Origin of the sequence: Amycolatopsis sp. FDAARGOS 1241, from assembly GCF_016889705.1 — a bacterium.
Taxonomy (GTDB): domain Bacteria; phylum Actinomycetota; class Actinomycetes; order Mycobacteriales; family Pseudonocardiaceae; genus Amycolatopsis.
The window spans coordinates 9,514,078-9,528,376 of record NZ_CP069526.1 but is presented as its reverse complement, the minus strand read 5'-3'; the positions used below and the strand labels follow the sequence as shown (position 1 = coordinate 9,528,376).

Here is a 14,299-nt window from a genome sequence, read left to right as displayed (position 1 = left end):
GCTGTCGGGGCGGCAACGTGGCCGGCCCGGCCCGATCCGATCCGAGCGACCGCGAGCCCGTCGAGCAGCGCTACCAGTTGCGGGTTGTCGCCGGCGTACCCGCCGGTGAGCAGCACCCGCATGGGCAAGCCGCGTCCGTCGACGGCGAGGTGGATTTTGCTGCTCAGTCCGCCTCGGGAGCGTCCGAGTTCTTCCCCCTCGACCGCGAAGGCTTCGACGGCGGGCGTGCAGCCCCCCTTTTTTTCGGGCACCGGCAGCGTGCTGGTGTGCCCGGACCACGCTGGAGTCCACGCTGATGACCACTCGACCTCGCCGATCGAGTCGTCTTTGACGATCACCTCGTCCAGGATCTTCTGCCAGGTGCCATCGGCGGTCCACAACCGCAACCGCTCGTGCCCAGATTTCCACGGCCCGTACCGTCCGGGCAGGCCACGCCATGGCGCACCGGTACGCAACTTCCACAGAATCGCGCTGAGCACCTGCCGGTGATCCCGCCATCGCCGACCCCGACCCGACACCGGCAACAGCGGCTCGATCCGCGCCCACGCCCGATCCGTCACCTCACCCCGACCCACCACAACCCAAGATCAACCTAGAGCACCTCGGACAGGAACTGCCGCAGCCGCGGGCTGCGCGGGCCGTCGAAGACCTGATCCGGCGTGCCCTGCTCGACGATGCGGCCGGCGTCCATGAACGCCACCTCGTCGGCGACGCTGCGGGCGAAGCCCATCTCGTGCGTGACCACGATCAGGGTCAGGCCCCGTTCGGCCAGGCCGGCCATCAGGTTCAGCACGCCCTTCACCAGCTCCGGGTCCAGCGCCGACGTCGCCTCGTCGAACAGCATCACCTCGGGGTCCATCGCGAGCGCCCGCGCGATCGCCACGCGCTGCTGCTGCCCGCCCGAGAGCGCCGACGGCCGGTAGGGCGCCTTGTCCGCCAGGCCGACTTCCGCGAGCCGGGCCCGCGCGATCTCCACGGCCTCCTCCTTCGCCAGCCCCTTCACACTGCGCAGCGGCAGCACGATGTTGTCCAGCACGCTGCGGTGCCCGAAGAGGTTGAAGTGCTGGAACACCATGCCCACGCGCTGGCGCAGCTCATCGGCGTTCGCGTGGATCACGCTCTCACCGTCGAGCAGCAGGTCGCCGGAGTCGGGCTCCTGCAGGCGGTTCACGCAGCGCAGCAGCGTGGACTTGCCGGAGCCCGACGGGCCGATGACACACGTCGTCCCGCCCGAGGGCACGCGCAGGTCCACGCCGCGCAGCACCTCCAGCGTGCCGAAGCTGACGTGGATGTCGCGCAGCTCCACACTGGACGATCGCACCGCGGCGGTCACAGGCTCATCCCCGATCCACTGGTCACGAGCTGGAGATCGCCACCGTCGCCCTTGTCGCCGGCGCGGACCTTGCGGCCCGTCTGCAGCCGCTTGTCGATGTAGTTCACCAGGTGCGTGAGCGGCACGGTGATCACCAGGTACACGAAGCCGGCCGCCACCAGCGGCGACAGGTTGCCCGTGTTGGCGGCGAGATCCTGGCCGATGCGGAACAGCTCCCGCTGCGAGGTGATGAACCCGAGGAAGTACACCAGCGTCGAATCCTTCACCAGTGCGATGAACTGGTTCACCAGCGCGGGCAGCACCCGGCGCACGCCCTGCGGGATCACGACCAGCAGCATCGCCTTGGTGTAGGTCATGCCGAGCGCGCGGCTGGCCTCCATCTGTCCTTTGTCGACGCTCTGGATGCCGGCGCGGAAGATTTCACCGATGTAGGCCGCTGCGATCAGGCTCAGCGCGGTGATGCCCAGCGGGTACGGGTTCGTGCCGACGAGCGGCCGCGCCAGCGTGCCGAGCCCCTGGCCGATCACGAGGATCGTCAGGATCGCCGGCAGGCCGCGGAAGATGTCGGTGTACACGCGCGCCGGCCAGCGCAGCCAGACCTTCGTGGACAACCCCATCACGGCGAGCACCATGCCGAGCACCGTGCCGATGACCGCCGACGCGCCGGCGAGGATCAGTGTGTTCACCAGGCCCGTCTTGAGCAGGTCGGGGAAGACCTGCCAGATGTATTGCCAGTTCAGGAACGTGTCGAGGAATTGACCCATCGCGGATTACTGCCCCGCGGAGAAGTCCGCCGGCACCGGCGCGTCGCGCTCGAACTGCTGGTGCACCTTCTTCCAGGTGCCGTCGGCGACGGCCTTCTTGATGCCGTCGTTGAGCTTGGCCAGCAGGTCGTTGTTGCCCTTCTTCACCGCGTACCCGTGCGGGATCGTGGTGGTGATGGACTTGGTGACCTTCAGGCCCGGGTTCTTCGCCGCGTAGTCCTGGGCGGAGGCCTGGTCGAACACCGCGCCGTCGATCGCCGCCGACTTCAGGGCGCTCAGCGCCGCCGCGTCGTTCGGGAAGCGCACCGCCTGCGCCTTGGGCGCGTTGGCCGCGAGCCAGCTGTCGGACACGGTGCCCTGCACCACGCCGATTCGCTTGCCGGCCAAGGAATTCTCGTCGGTGATGCCCGCCGTCTCCTTCGCCTCGATGCCGAGGGACTGGTAGTTGTACGGGTCGGAGAAGGCGACGGTCTGCTTGCGCGCGTCGGTCTGCGCGATGCCCGCGCTGCCGATGTCGAACGTGCCGTTGGCGACCTGGCCGAGCAGCGCGGAGAAGTCGACCGAGACGAACTCGACCTTCAGGCCCTCCTTGGCCGCGATGTCCTTCAGCAGCTCGTTGTCGAACCCGGTGAACTGGCCGTTCGCCTGGTACGCGTTGGGCCGCGAGTCACTCAGCGTGCCGACGCGCAGGGTGTCCCCGCCGCTGCCGCTGCCGCCGCACGCGGTGAGCGTGGCGGTGAGTGCCGCCGCCAAGACGGCGGTGACAAAGATCCTCTTCATGTCACTCCTCAGCTTTCCGGCCGGAACCGTCGATGCAGCTTAGGGCAGTCACGCGTTCTTCACCGGCAGCCCGGGACCGCCCTTGGCCAGCTCCTTCGCCACCGGCGCCTGCTTGAAGAACTGCGCGTGCAGCCGCGCGACGGTGCCGTCCGCGATGGCCTTCGCGAGGCCGTCGTTGAGCTTGTTCAGCAAGTCCGGATCGGATTTCGCGACGGCGTACGCCGACGGCGTGTCCTTGTCCAGCACCGTGTACCCGAACTCGAGCGGGACACCCGGGTTCTGGTCGAGGTACTTCTGCCCGATGTCCTTCGGCACGACCCAGCCGTCGAGTGCGCCGCTGCGCAGCTGTGCGAAACCGGCGTTGTAGTCGGGGAAGCGCACCACCTGCGCGCCGGCGAGCTTGCCCGCGAACTCGTCCTGCACACTGCCCTGGACCACGCCGAGCCGCTTGCCCGCGAACGCGCCGGCCTGCGCCAGGCCGGCGCCCTTCTTGGTCACGACGGTGGTGTAGCTGGTGTCGTAGCCGTTGGAGAACGCCACGGTCTTCTTGCGCGCGGCCGTGGCGGAGATCGTCGAGCTGCCGATGTCGAGCTGCCCGCTCGCGACCTTCGCCAGCAGCCCCGAAAACTCGGTGCCGACGAACTCGACCTGGAAGCCCTCGCGCTTCGCGATGTCGCGCAACAGCTCGTTGTCGTACCCCGTGAACTGGCCGTTCTCGAGGTAGATGCTCGGCGGCGCGTCGGTGAGCGTGCCGACGCGCAGGGTCTGCGCGCCCGACGAGGAGCCGCACGCGGTGAGCGCGACGGCGGAGCTGACCACGACGGCGAAGGTGCTGAGGAGCTTTCTCATTCTTCTTCCCAGTGCGGGCGGGCAGGAAAAACGCCAGGCCGCGGGGGGCGGCCTGGCGCTTCCGGGTTCGCCGTCCAAATTAGGGATTTCGCCCGATCGAGTAACTCCGTCTCAAGGAGTGGACGCGGTGCCCGTGGTCACAGCCGGACCGTGGTGGTGCCGCTCGAGCCGGGCGGGGGCCGCAACCTGGCCGGGTTTGCCGCCGTACCGCGGTCCGGCGGGATGAGGAACGTCACGGCACCGGCCCGGTCTCGGCACACCGCGCCGCGCCGCCACTCAAGGTGGCCTGCAGCCAGGACAGGTACAGGGCGTTCGCCATCGGAGCGGCGAGCTCCTCCTGGATCGCGTGCCCGCTGCGGGCAATGAGGTTCGTGGCGACGCAGGCATGGGGCAGCAGCTTCTTCTCGTAGGGCTGGAACGCCTGCGCGCTCCCGCACTGGGGCGTTGGCGACGGCGGTGCACCCACGGGATTCCTTCGCAGAAGTGCCGGTCGAACTGACCGACGGCCACCAGCGCCGGCAGCGTGATCCGCGCCGCCTGCGCTGCCGCGGCCGCACCTTGGGGCCGCGACGACAGTTCGGTGTCGGAGAGCGTGCCCTGGTGGGCGCCGATCGCCGCGAGCGCGTGCGGGTCGGTGCCCGGGCCGTGGACGAGCCCGATCTGCTCGACCTTGTCGGGCAGCACGGTGACACCCGTCGTCCAGCCCCCGCCACCGGGTCCCGACGGTCCGGGCCGGCACCTGGTAGAGCTTGTCGAGCTGGAGGGTCTCCGGCGTCACGGCGGCGCCGTACCCGGTCAGGACCAGTGCGTCGAGCAGCGTGGCGCGCCGCAACGCCGGCCAGCGTGCCGGAGCTCAGCGAATGCCCGACCCCGACGACGTGTGCCACGTGGTGCCGAACACCTTGGCCTCGCCTCGCAGGGCCGTCACCACCTGGTCCACAGTGGACACTTGCGCGTCGTACGTGACGGACTTGCTCGACGCGGGCACGGTCGAGCGGCCGGTGCCGAGCCGGTCGACCGCGTAGGTCGCGTAGCCCTTGGCGAGCGCCGCGCGGACGAGGCTGTCCGACGGCAGCTCGGGCAGGTTCCAGTAGCCGGCGTTCTCCCCACCGCCGCCGACCAGGAGCAGCACGATCCCGTTGCCGTTCACCGGGTGCACAGATCACCGATCAGCAGGAGGAGCAGGGCACGGCGGGCGGGGGGCATCGTCGACTCTCTTCTGTCGCCAGTGCCCCGAGGCTAGGAAGCCGCCTCCCTCCGCAGTAGCCGGAATTTCCGTCGGGTCCCGTCAGTGCTGCTTGCAGGACGGGATGCTCACAGGACCAGGCTGCTCACAGGATCGGCCGCGGGGAGTAGCCCGCCGCGTCCGGGAAGCGTTCCAGCACGGCCCCCACCCGCTGCGCGACCTCCTCGACCTGCTGCGGCGCCACGCCGGTGAACGAGATGCGGTCGGCGAGGAGTTTGTCCAGGTCACCGCGGTCCAGGGGCAACCGGTCGTCGGCGGCGAGGCGGTCGAGGAGGTCGTTTTCGGCACCGCGTTCGCGCATGGCCAGCGCCACCGAGACGGCGTTCTCCTTGATCGCCTCGTGGGCGGTTTCGCGGCCGACACCGCCGCGGACCGCTGCCATGAGGACCTTCGTCGTCGCGAGGAAGGGGAGGTAGCGGTCGAGCTCGCGCTCGACCACGGCCGGAAACGCACCGAACTCGGACAGCACCGTGAGGAAGGTCTCCAAGAGGCCGTCGAGGGCGAAGAAGGCGTCCGGCAGGGCGACGCGGCGCACGACGGAGTCGGAGACGTCGCCTTCGTTCCACTGGTCGCCCGCGAGCTCGCCGATCATCGACAGGTGGCCGCGCAGGACCACGGCGAGGCCGTTCACGCGCTCGCACGAGCGGGTGTTCATCTTGTGCGGCATGGCCGACGATCCGACCTGCCCCGGCTTGAAGCCCTCCGTCACGAGCTCGTGGCCGGCCATGAGCCGGATCGTCTTGGCGAGGCTCGACGGCGCCGCGGCGAGCTGCACGAGCGTGGACAGCACGTCGAAGTCCAGCGAGCGCGGGTAGACCTGCCCGACGCTGACGAAGTGGTTGCGGAAGCCGAGGTGCTCGGCGATCCGAGCCTCGAGCTGGTCCAAAGTGGACTCGTCACCCAGCAGGTCGAGCATGTCCTGCGCCGTGCCGACCGGCCCCTTGATGCCGCGCAGCGGGTAGCGCTCGATGAGGTCGTCCAGGCGCGCGAACGCGACCAGCAGCTCGTCGGCAGCGGTCGCGAAGCGCTTGCCGAGCGTGGTGGCCTGCGCAGCGACGTTGTGCGAGCGCCCGGCCATCACCAGGTCCGAGTGCTCCACGGCCAGCGCGGCCAGCCGGGCGAGCACGGCGGCGACCCGGCTGCGCATCAGCTCCAGCGACCGCAGCTGCTGCAGCTGCTCGACGTTCTCGGTGAGGTCGCGCGAGGTCATGCCCTTGTGCACGTGCTCGTGGCCGGCGAGGGCGTTGAACTCCTCGATCCGGGCCTTCACGTCGTGGCGCGTCACGCGCTCGCGCTCGGCGATGGACTCGAGGTTCACGTCCTCGACCACGCGCTCGTAGTCGGCGAGCACGCCGTCTTCGACCTCGACGCCCAGCTCGTTCTGCGCGCGGAGCACGGCGAGCCACAGCTGCCGCTCCAGCACCACCTTCTGCTCGGGCGACCACAGCTGCACCAGCTCGGGCGAGGCGTAGCGAGCGGCGAGGACGTTGGGAATCCGGGGCTTGTCCGTCACGCGCCCACGATACCTGTGCAGGTCAGCGGTGGGCGGGGCCGGTGGGACCCGCGGGGGTCCCACCGGTTCGGCCTGACGAAGCCTCGGCACCCCGTGCACCGAGCCGGCGAAGAGCGTGGCACACGACAGGCGCGGAAGGCGAGGGAATTACCTCTCGGAAACGGTTCCGGTCACGGTCAGCGACGCCTTCTCACCCGGAGCGAGCGTGGTCAACGGTCCCAGCACCTCCAGCTCGACGATGCGAGCGGGTGGGTCGAGGTCCCCCAGGGAAGCGATCGGCTCGGGCAGCGGGTGCTCCAGCCAGATCTCCAGCGGCGACCCGGCGTCGGGGTACTCGGCGTCCGCGTCGACGTCGAACGACAACGTCAGCGTCACCCCGGAGACCCCGTACGACACCCAGCCCGCCGCGTCCGGCACGCCGAGCTTGCCGACGACGTCCTGCGGCGGCACCACGACCGTCTCACCGTCCACTGTGTACTTCGGATTGCCCGTGCCCGCCACGAGCTCCACCACGGCGGGCGTGCGCACACCGGCGAGCCCGGCCGTGACCGCGCCGCCGCCGGGCAGCTGCGTGACGTTCCACAGCGCCCAGCGCACCCGCCGCTCGGCGCAGTTCTCCGCCGTGAGGCGCAGCGTGTACGAAGCACCGGAGCCGAGCGCGAACTCGCGCGTGAGCCGCAGGCCCGTGCGCGGGTCGACGGCGCTGGTCAGGGTGATCGCGCTGCCGGAGAGCCCGGAGACGGAGAACGGGCCCGAGTCGAGCACGGGGTCCGGCGGCCCCGCCCACTGCTCGGGCCCGTCCCAGCCCTGTGGCGCGGGCCAGGTCTTGTCCCCGCCGTAGTTCACCCAGTCGCCCATGCGCCCGGAGTTCGGCACCGGGTCGCGCCCGTCGAGCGGCCGCAGGTCGTCCCCGAGCACGGCGGGGTTGCGCCAGAGGAGCTCGACGCCGGCCTCGACCCCACCGTGCACCAGCGACAGCAGCCGCCCGCCCAGCGCCGGGACGATGCCCAGCCGCAGGACGCCGTTGTCGAGCCAGTGCACGTCGGTCACCATTCGGCGAGGCTCCCGTCGTCGAGGCGCCACACGGGCGACCGCCACTGGTGCCCGACCTCGTCGGCGCGGCGCACGGCGGCTTCGTCGATCTCGACGCCCAGGCCGGGGCCGGTCGGGCGCGCGGCATACCCCCCGGTGAACCGGAACAGCGCCGAGTCCGCCAGGTAGCTCAGGGCCTCGGTGCCCTGGTGGTAGTGCATGCCGAGGCTCTGTTCCTGGATGAGGAAGTTCGGCGTCGCGAACGCGACCTGCATCGAGGCCGCGAGCGAGATCGGGCCCAGCGGGCAGTGCGGCGCGAGGCTCGCACCGTAGACCTCGGCCAGCGCCGCGATGCGCCGCAGCTCCGAGATGCCGCCGGCGTGCGAGGGGTCGGGCTGCACCACCGCGACGCCCGCGTCGAGCACGGGTTTGAACTCCCAGCGCGAGTAGAGCCGTTCGCCGAGAGCGACGGGCACCGTCGACGCCGAGACGATGGACGCGAGCGCCCCGCCCTGGGTCTCCGGCAGCACCGGTTCCTCGACGAACATCGGCTGGACCTCTTCGAGCATCTTCACCAGCCGGCGCGCCATCGCGGGCGAGACGCGGCCGTGGAAATCGATGGCGAGGTCGCGGTCCGGGCCGAGCGCTTCGCGAGCCTCCCGCGCACGGGCGAGCGCAGCGGTGGCTTCAGCGGGTGACGCGATGGGCGCCAGCGGGCCCGCCACGTTCATCTTCACCGCCGTGAAGCCCGCTTCGACTTGCGCTGACACCGCGTCGAAGATGCCCGAGGGCCGGTCGCCACCGACCCACGAGTACACGCGGACGCGGTCGCGGACCGGCCCGCCGAGCAGCTCGTGCACGGGCACCCCGCGCACCTTGCCGGCGATGTCCCAGAGCGCGTGGTCGAATCCGGCCAGCGCGCTCGAGAGCACGGGCCCGCCGCGGTAGAACCCGCCGCGGCGCAACGTCTGCCAGTGGTCCTCGATGCGCAGCGGGTCCTGGCCGACGACGAGCTCGGCCATCTCGTGCACGGCCGCGCGCACCGTTTCGGCGCGGCCCTCGACCACGGGCTCGCCCCAGCCGGAGATGCCCTCGTCGGTGCTGACCTTGAGGAACAGCCAGCGTGGCGCGACGAGGAACGTCTCGATACCGGTGATCTTCACCTGGCCCCCATTTCCTAAGCGGAATCCTTGGCGGCCGACCAGCCGCCGTCGACGGTCAGGTCGGCGCCCGTGACGAACGAGGCCCCGGGCGAGAGCAGGAACGCGATCACGGCGGCCACCTCGGCCGGGTCGCCGAGGCGTCCGGCGGGCGTCGCCCGCGCACTGCGTTCGATGTCCTCTTCGCTGATCCGGTCCCACGCCTGCGTGCGGACGGGCCCGGGCAGCACGGAGTTCACGCGCACCTCGGGCGCGTACTCCACGGCGAGCTGGCGCGCCAGCGAAACCAGCGCGCCCTTGCTCGCCGCATACGCCGGGTGGCCCGGCAACCCGAACCGCGCGTGCACCGAGGACACCAGGACGACGGCCCCGCGGCGCGCCCGCAGCGACGGCAGGCACGCCTTCACCGCGAGGTAGGAACCGGTGAGGTTCACGTCGACCTGGTGCTGCCACTGCTCCCGCGCCATTTCGTGGAGCGGTCCGGTGGTCGGCACGTACGCGTTGCTGACCAGTGCGGTGATCTCCCCGACCTCGCCGGCTGCCTCGATGACCTGGCGCCAGGTCTCGTCGGCCGTCACGTCGCCGCGCACGCCGACGAGGTCGTCGGGGAGGGGAGCGACGTCCACACCCACGACGCGGTAGCCGTCGGCCCGCAGCCGCCGGGCCGTCGCGGCGCCGATGCCGGACGCGGCACCGGTCACCACGGCCGTCGGGTTGTCTGGTGTGGACATCGCTGATTCCTCCTGTCAGAGCTTGTCTACGCGGACATGGTCGTCCGGACCACGCACCCCGAGCCAGACGCCATTCGCGTCAGCCGCCCCGCCGAGGGTGCCGACCACGCTGCCGGACGGGTACTTCGGCTGCTTGAACCAGCCGGAGAACGCGGTGCCGGTGCGGTCGTTCTGCCACAGCGTGTAGTCGCTGGCCAGCGCGAACACCGAAACCTTGTCGCCTTGGGCGACGAGCGTCGGGCTGCTCGAGATCGTGCCGCCGATCGCCGTCCAGTCCGACCAGGTGCCGTCAGTGCCCTGGGTGCGCACCCACACGCCGTCGTCCGGGGTGCGGACGGCGACCGTGGTGCCGGCCGTCGAGGTCGCGGCGCCGGGGCGGCCGTAGATCTGCGTGTCGTTCGGCGAACCGAGCGAGGACCAGCGGCCGTCGGTGGTGCGGATCCAGACCTTTCCGTCGGCGCCCCGGGTGTAGAGCGTGCCGTCCGCGGTCACCGACGGCGAGTCCGTGAGGTTCCCGCCGAGCCGGCGCCAGCCACCCCAGTGCTTGCCGTCGTAGGTGCGCTGCCACACGGCGTTGTCCAGACCACGGACGTAGACGTCGACGCGGCCGTCCGCCCCGGCGTTCGCGGCCGGCTGGCCCAGGAACGGACCGCCGATGACGGGGCCACCATCGAGGCCCTGCACCTGCAGCACGCCGAGCGGACCGCGCGTGAACGTGACCGTCTTGCCGCCCGTGCGCACGACGGCCGGGCTGGCCGTCGCGCCGTTCGCGACGCTGGTGCCGGGTACCAGGTCCGTGCCGTGCAGGCGCAGCATCGCCGTGCCGTGCGCGGGAACCGTGACGGTGTAGGAACCGGTCGCCGTGCCGCGGTCGGCGCGAGCGCGCAGGTCGCGGATCGAAACCTTGCCGGTGAGGCCGGCGTCGGCGAAGTTCAGCGTCATCGGCGTCGCCGCGTCACCGCGGTTCAGCAGCACGACGGCGCGGTCACCGTCCTGCGCCAGGCGCTTGCTGTAGGTGTCCGTGGAACCGGTGGTGGCCACGCGGACACCCTGGATCCCGAGCTTGTCCTGGTCGACGGCGATGATCTCGGGGTTCTTGAGCGTGTCGATCATCGACTGCGGCAGCGTGCGCGGGTCCGAGCCGATGACGAGCGGCGAAGCCATTTCCGCCCACAGCACGAACTGGGTGGTCGACTCCTCCTCGTTCATCTCGAGGGTGCCCTGCTCGGTCTTGCGCATCGGGATCAGGAAGTCGGGGTCGTTCCAGTGCCCGGGGCCGTTGGCCTCGGGGTGCGCGGCGTTGACGTCCGCGTTGCGCAGCATGTCCTTGTAGATCCCCTCGTACGGGGTGCCGAAGGCCACGTCGGTGTTGGTGCGCCAGGAATCGGCCACGAGCGGGCCGAAGGTGTAAGAGACGCCGGCGGTCTGGCTCGGCGTGTGCGGCACGCCCCAGTCGTCGGTCACCGGGTTGCAGATGTTCAGGATCATCTTGCGGCCCGCCTTCTGCAGGGCCGCGCTGAACTCGGTGTACGCCGTCTTGGGGTCGAGGTTGTTCGCGATGCCGCACAGGAAGTCGACCTTGACGGCGTCGAACTTCCAGCTGGCGAAGCGCTTCGTGTCCTGCTCGTAGTAGCCCTGGCTGCCCGCGGCGCAGTTCTTGCCGTCGGACGGGCCGGCGTCGGTGTAGATGCCGGCGAGCAGGCCGCGGTCGTGGATGTAGGTGACCAGCGCGTCCATCCCGGACGGGAACCGCTCGGGGTCGGGCACGAGGTTGCCCTGCGCGTCGCGCGGGACCTTGGCGTTCCAGCCGCCGTCGATCCACACGTACTTGTAGCCGGCCTTGGCCAGGCCGCTCGACACGAGGTAGTCGGCGACGCCCTTCACGCCGGCCTCGGTCACGGTCGGCATGCCGAAGTAGTTGTTCCAGCCCATGTACGGCGTCTGCGCCAGGCCGGAGTCGTAGTAGTCGGGAGCACCCTGGTCGGCCGCGGTGGTCTGCGGCTGGAAGTCCAGGCCCGAAGCCGGGGCCGCCTCGGCCGGGACCGCGAGCCCGACCGCGCCGGCCACCATGACGGCGGCCGCAGCGGCTGAAAGTGCTCTGCGGGATCTGTGCGGGGAGCGCGGGAGCATGTGGCGACACCTTTCGTCGTCGAAACAGCGCCGAAGGGGGCCGTGATCGTCTCCGGCCCGCGAGCAGCATGCCGGGGCCGCGAAGGCCGCGTCAAGAATAAATCCTAAATTAAGATTTGACGCGGTATGCTTCCCGCGATGAACGACACCGAAGTCCTCACCCTGGGCGAGGCGATGCGCTTGCTGCTCGCCGAACCCGGCGTCGCCCTTCGGCGCGCCCACCACTTCACCGCATCCGTGGCCGGGGCCGAAGCCAACGTGTCGGTCGGCCTCGCGCGCCTCGGCCACCGCGTGCGCTGGCTCAGCCGCGTCGGCGACGACGCGTCCGGCGCCGCGGTGCTCAGCGCGCTCCGGGCGGAAGGGGTGGACGTCTCGGGCGTCGAGGTCGACCCGGCCGGGTTCACCGGCCTGCTGATGCGTGACGACACCCCGGGCCGGGGCATCGACGTGCAGTACCACCGCACGGGCTCGGCGGCGTCTGCAATCAGCCCGGCCTACGTCCGCGAAGCAGGGCTCGCCGGCGCGCGGCTCGTGCTCGTCTCGGGAATCACGGCGATGCTGTCGCTGTCCGCACGCGAAGCCGTGCTGGCGCTGTTCGACCTGGCGCGCACCGAGGGTGCGACGATCGCGTTCGACCCCAACGTGCGGCTCAAGCTGGCTTCGCCGGCGCAGTGGCGGGAGACCGTGGGCCCGCTGCTGCACCGGGCAGACCTGGTGTTCGCCGGTGAGGACGAGCTGGACCTGCTCGACGCTTCGGCGCGCGACCTCGTGCACGCGGGGGTCGGCACAGTGGTGGTGAAGCAGCGCGACAAGGTGGCGCGAGCGGTGACGGCCGAGTACGAGTGGACCCAGGACACCCTGGTCACCCACGTCGTGGACCCCGTGGGCGCGGGTGACGCGCTCACGTCCGGCTACCTGTCGGCCTGGCTGCGCGGCGGTGCGCCCGCCGAGGCGCTGCTGGCCGGAGCGGTGTCGGCGGCCTTGGTCGTCGGCACGCGCACGGATCTCGAAGGACTGCCGAACCGGGCCGAACTGGCCCGCACGAGCGCCGCCCTCTCGGGCGGCGAGGAGGTGCATCGATGAGCTACCGGTGGGAGATCACGCACGCGGCCCTTCGGCAGGGGGTGGTGGGCATCGTGCGGACGCCGGACGCGGCGTCGGCCGTCGTCGCGGCACGCGCGGCGCTGGACGCGGGCCTGCGCTCGGTGGAGATCCCGTTCACCAACCCCGGGGCCACGGCCGCGATCGAAGAGCTCACGGCCGCCTTCCCCGAGGCGGTGATCGGCGCCGGCACGGTGCTCGACGAGGCCTCGGCCGTGCTCGCGATCCGCGCGGGCGCGAAGTTCCTCGTGTCGCCGAACGTCGAGGCCGCCGTGATCCGCACCGCGCACCGCTACGGCGCGGCCGCGTTCCCCGGCGCGGGTTCCGTCACGGAAATCGTGAAGGCGCTGGAAGAAGGCGCCGACGCGGTGAAGGTCTTCCCCGCCACGGCGCTCGGGCCGCGCTGGGTCAAGGACGTGCGGGCCGCGCTGCCGCAGGCGCCGCTCGTGCCGACGGGTGGAATCGCCCCCGAGGACGTGCCAGAGTGGCTCGCGGCGGGCGCGGTCGCGTGCGGCATAGGTTCGGCGCTGACGCGCGGAACGGCCGACGACATCCGGGCCCGCGTGGCCGCGCTGGTGAGGGAGGGCTCATGACGGACGTCGTGCTGGTCGGCTGCTACACCGCCGAGATGGGCGGGAAGGGGACCGGCCTGGCCACGTTCCGCCGCGACTCGGCCGGCGCGCTGACGTGGGAGTCGACCCTCGCCCTCAAGTCGCCGTCCTGGCTGGTCAAGCACCCCACGTTGCCGGTGTTGTACACCACGAACGAGCACGACGAGGGCGCCGTCTCCTCGGTGTCTCTTGTGGACGGTGAACCGGCCGCGCTCGACGAGGAGGTGCCCAGCGGCGGCGCGCACCCGTGCCACCTCGCCGTGACACCCGACGGCCGGTTCCTCCTGTGCGCCAACTACACCGGCGGCAGCCTCGCGGTGTTCGGGCTCTCGGCCGAGGGGCGCATCACGGGCCGCACGGACCTCGTGCAGCACAGCGGCACCGGCCCGAACGAAGACCGCCAGGAGTCCGCGCACGTCCACATGGCGGTGCCGAACGCCGACGGGTCCGTGGTCAGCGCCGTGGATCTCGGCACCGACGAGATCCGCAGCTACACGCTCTCGGCCGACGGGAAGCTGTCGCCGCTGGCCGTGTCGGCACTACCGCCGGGCAGCGGCCCTCGCCAGCTCGTGCGCATCGCGGGGACTGATCGGGCGTACGTGGCGTGTGAGCTCTCCAGCGAGCTGCTGACGGTGCGGGAAACGGCGCCCGGGGCGTTCGAGGTCATCGCGGCCACGCCGGCCACGCACGCGCCGTTCGAGGGCGAGAACATCGTGGCGCACCTCGAAGTGCACGGCTCGGGTGCGTACCTGTCCAACCGCGGCGCCGACGTCGTCACCGCGTTCGCGGGCTCGCCGCTCGCGGCCACGGCCGACCAGCCCAGCGGCAAGCACCCGCGGCACTTCGCCATCGCCGACGGGATCTGCTACGTCGCCGCGCAGTCCGACGACGCGATCACAGCCTTCCCCCTCGACCGGCTGGGCGAAGCCGAGGTCGTGAAGTACCCGACGGGGTCGCCGAGCTACGTGCTGCCGCTCGACCTCTGAGTCTTCTCGAGCTTCCTGCACCACGAAAACGCCCTGCCGGCTTCGGTCAAGCCGGCAGGGCGT

The 14,299-nt window shown here is 71.1% G+C and carries 14 protein-coding genes and 1 pseudogene; 3 read left to right on the top strand and 12 right to left on the bottom strand.

Features of this window, described 5'->3' with window-relative positions; all coding sequences use genetic code 11:
- Positions 1-53: 53 nt before the first annotated feature.
- The 12 genes and pseudogenes from I6J71_RS51585 to I6J71_RS46105 form a co-directional block, all read right to left on the bottom strand.
- Positions 54-518 (bottom strand): annotated as a pseudogene (locus tag I6J71_RS51585) (IS5 family transposase); the annotation flags it as partial.
- Between the two features lie 74 nt (positions 519-592).
- On the bottom strand, positions 593-1,333 hold the full coding sequence (locus tag I6J71_RS46155) for an amino acid ABC transporter ATP-binding protein (protein WP_239154297.1): 741 nt from the start codon (positions 1,331-1,333) through the stop codon (positions 593-595).
- Positions 1,330-2,097 (bottom strand): amino acid ABC transporter permease, encoded by a 768-nt coding sequence (locus tag I6J71_RS46150; RefSeq protein WP_204092621.1) that lies wholly within the window; start codon positions 2,095-2,097, stop codon positions 1,330-1,332. Before I6J71_RS46150 ends, I6J71_RS46155 begins: the two co-directional genes overlap by 4 nt.
- Before the next feature lie 6 nt (positions 2,098-2,103).
- Positions 2,104-2,877: an ABC transporter substrate-binding protein gene (locus I6J71_RS46145; protein ID WP_204092620.1), complete on the bottom strand. Its 774-nt coding sequence runs from the start codon at positions 2,875-2,877 to the stop codon at positions 2,104-2,106.
- Between the two features lie 48 nt (positions 2,878-2,925).
- Positions 2,926-3,726 (bottom strand): ABC transporter substrate-binding protein, encoded by an 801-nt coding sequence (locus I6J71_RS46140; protein WP_204092619.1) that lies wholly within the window; start codon positions 3,724-3,726, stop codon positions 2,926-2,928.
- Positions 3,727-3,958: 232 nt separating this feature from the next.
- Positions 3,959-4,192, bottom strand: coding sequence for a hypothetical protein (locus I6J71_RS46135; RefSeq protein WP_204092618.1), 234 nt, complete (start codon positions 4,190-4,192; stop codon positions 3,959-3,961).
- Positions 4,193-4,579: 387 nt separating this feature from the next.
- The gene (locus tag I6J71_RS46130) at positions 4,580-4,876 is read right to left on the bottom strand and encodes an alpha/beta fold hydrolase (RefSeq protein ID WP_204092617.1); all 297 of its coding nucleotides are present in this window, start codon (positions 4,874-4,876) and stop codon (positions 4,580-4,582) included.
- Positions 4,877-5,057: 181 nt separating this feature from the next.
- Positions 5,058-6,485, bottom strand: coding sequence for an adenylosuccinate lyase (purB, locus tag I6J71_RS46125; RefSeq protein WP_204092616.1), 1,428 nt, complete (start codon positions 6,483-6,485; stop codon positions 5,058-5,060).
- Between the two features lie 147 nt (positions 6,486-6,632).
- Entirely contained in the window at positions 6,633-7,538 is a 906-nt protein-coding gene (locus I6J71_RS46120; protein WP_204092615.1) for a DUF4380 domain-containing protein, read from the bottom strand.
- Complete coding sequence (dgoD, locus tag I6J71_RS46115) at positions 7,532-8,680, bottom strand: galactonate dehydratase (RefSeq protein WP_204092614.1); 1,149 nt, start codon at positions 8,678-8,680, stop codon at positions 7,532-7,534. The genes I6J71_RS46120 and dgoD overlap by 7 nt, the downstream gene beginning before the upstream one ends.
- Positions 8,681-8,694: 14 nt before the next feature.
- Positions 8,695-9,408 carry an SDR family NAD(P)-dependent oxidoreductase gene (locus tag I6J71_RS46110; protein WP_204092613.1) on the bottom strand — a complete coding sequence of 238 codons (714 nt, stop codon included), beginning with the start codon at positions 9,406-9,408 and terminating at the stop codon, positions 8,695-8,697.
- Positions 9,409-9,423: 15 nt separating this feature from the next.
- Positions 9,424-11,478: a glycoside hydrolase family 27 protein gene (locus I6J71_RS46105; protein ID WP_204092612.1), complete on the bottom strand. Its 2,055-nt coding sequence runs from the start codon at positions 11,476-11,478 to the stop codon at positions 9,424-9,426.
- A 198-nt stretch (positions 11,479-11,676) separates the two neighbouring features.
- Between I6J71_RS46105 and I6J71_RS46100 the strand changes: the two genes are divergently transcribed.
- The 3 genes from I6J71_RS46100 to I6J71_RS46090 are packed head-to-tail and all read left to right on the top strand — an operon-like array spanning position 11,677 to position 14,236.
- Positions 11,677-12,621 carry a sugar kinase gene (locus tag I6J71_RS46100; RefSeq protein ID WP_204092611.1) on the top strand — a complete coding sequence of 315 codons (945 nt, stop codon included), beginning with the start codon at positions 11,677-11,679 and terminating at the stop codon, positions 12,619-12,621.
- Positions 12,618-13,232, top strand: a complete 615-nt coding sequence (locus I6J71_RS46095) for a bifunctional 4-hydroxy-2-oxoglutarate aldolase/2-dehydro-3-deoxy-phosphogluconate aldolase (RefSeq protein WP_204092610.1) — start codon at positions 12,618-12,620, stop codon at positions 13,230-13,232. The genes I6J71_RS46100 and I6J71_RS46095 overlap by 4 nt, the downstream gene beginning before the upstream one ends.
- Positions 13,229-14,236 carry a lactonase family protein gene (locus I6J71_RS46090; protein ID WP_204092609.1) on the top strand — a complete coding sequence of 336 codons (1,008 nt, stop codon included), beginning with the start codon at positions 13,229-13,231 and terminating at the stop codon, positions 14,234-14,236. The genes I6J71_RS46095 and I6J71_RS46090 overlap by 4 nt, the downstream gene beginning before the upstream one ends.
- The last annotated feature ends 63 nt before the right edge of the window (positions 14,237-14,299 follow it).

What these genes read in the sequence shown, in the direction of transcription:
- I6J71_RS46100 (WP_204092611.1), top strand. Translation starts at nt 11,677, where the DNA reads ATGAACGACACCGAAGTCCTCACCCTGGGCGAGGCGATGCGCTTGCTG.
- I6J71_RS46110 (WP_204092613.1), bottom strand. Translation starts at nt 9,408, where the DNA reads ATGTCCACACCAGACAACCCGACGGCCGTGGTGACCGGTGCCGCGTCC.
- I6J71_RS46090 (WP_204092609.1), top strand. Translation starts at nt 13,229, where the DNA reads ATGACGGACGTCGTGCTGGTCGGCTGCTACACCGCCGAGATGGGCGGG.
- I6J71_RS46095 (WP_204092610.1), top strand. Translation starts at nt 12,618, where the DNA reads ATGAGCTACCGGTGGGAGATCACGCACGCGGCCCTTCGGCAGGGGGTG.
- I6J71_RS46140 (WP_204092619.1), bottom strand. Translation starts at nt 3,726, where the DNA reads ATGAGAAAGCTCCTCAGCACCTTCGCCGTCGTGGTCAGCTCCGCCGTC.
- I6J71_RS46145 (WP_204092620.1), bottom strand. Translation starts at nt 2,877, where the DNA reads ATGAAGAGGATCTTTGTCACCGCCGTCTTGGCGGCGGCACTCACCGCC.
- I6J71_RS46150 (WP_204092621.1), bottom strand. Translation starts at nt 2,097, where the DNA reads ATGGGTCAATTCCTCGACACGTTCCTGAACTGGCAATACATCTGGCAG.
- I6J71_RS46120 (WP_204092615.1), bottom strand. Translation starts at nt 7,538, where the DNA reads ATGGTGACCGACGTGCACTGGCTCGACAACGGCGTCCTGCGGCTGGGC.
- I6J71_RS46105 (WP_204092612.1), bottom strand. Translation starts at nt 11,478, where the DNA reads ATGGTGGCCGGCGCGGTCGGGCTCGCGGTCCCGGCCGAGGCGGCCCCG.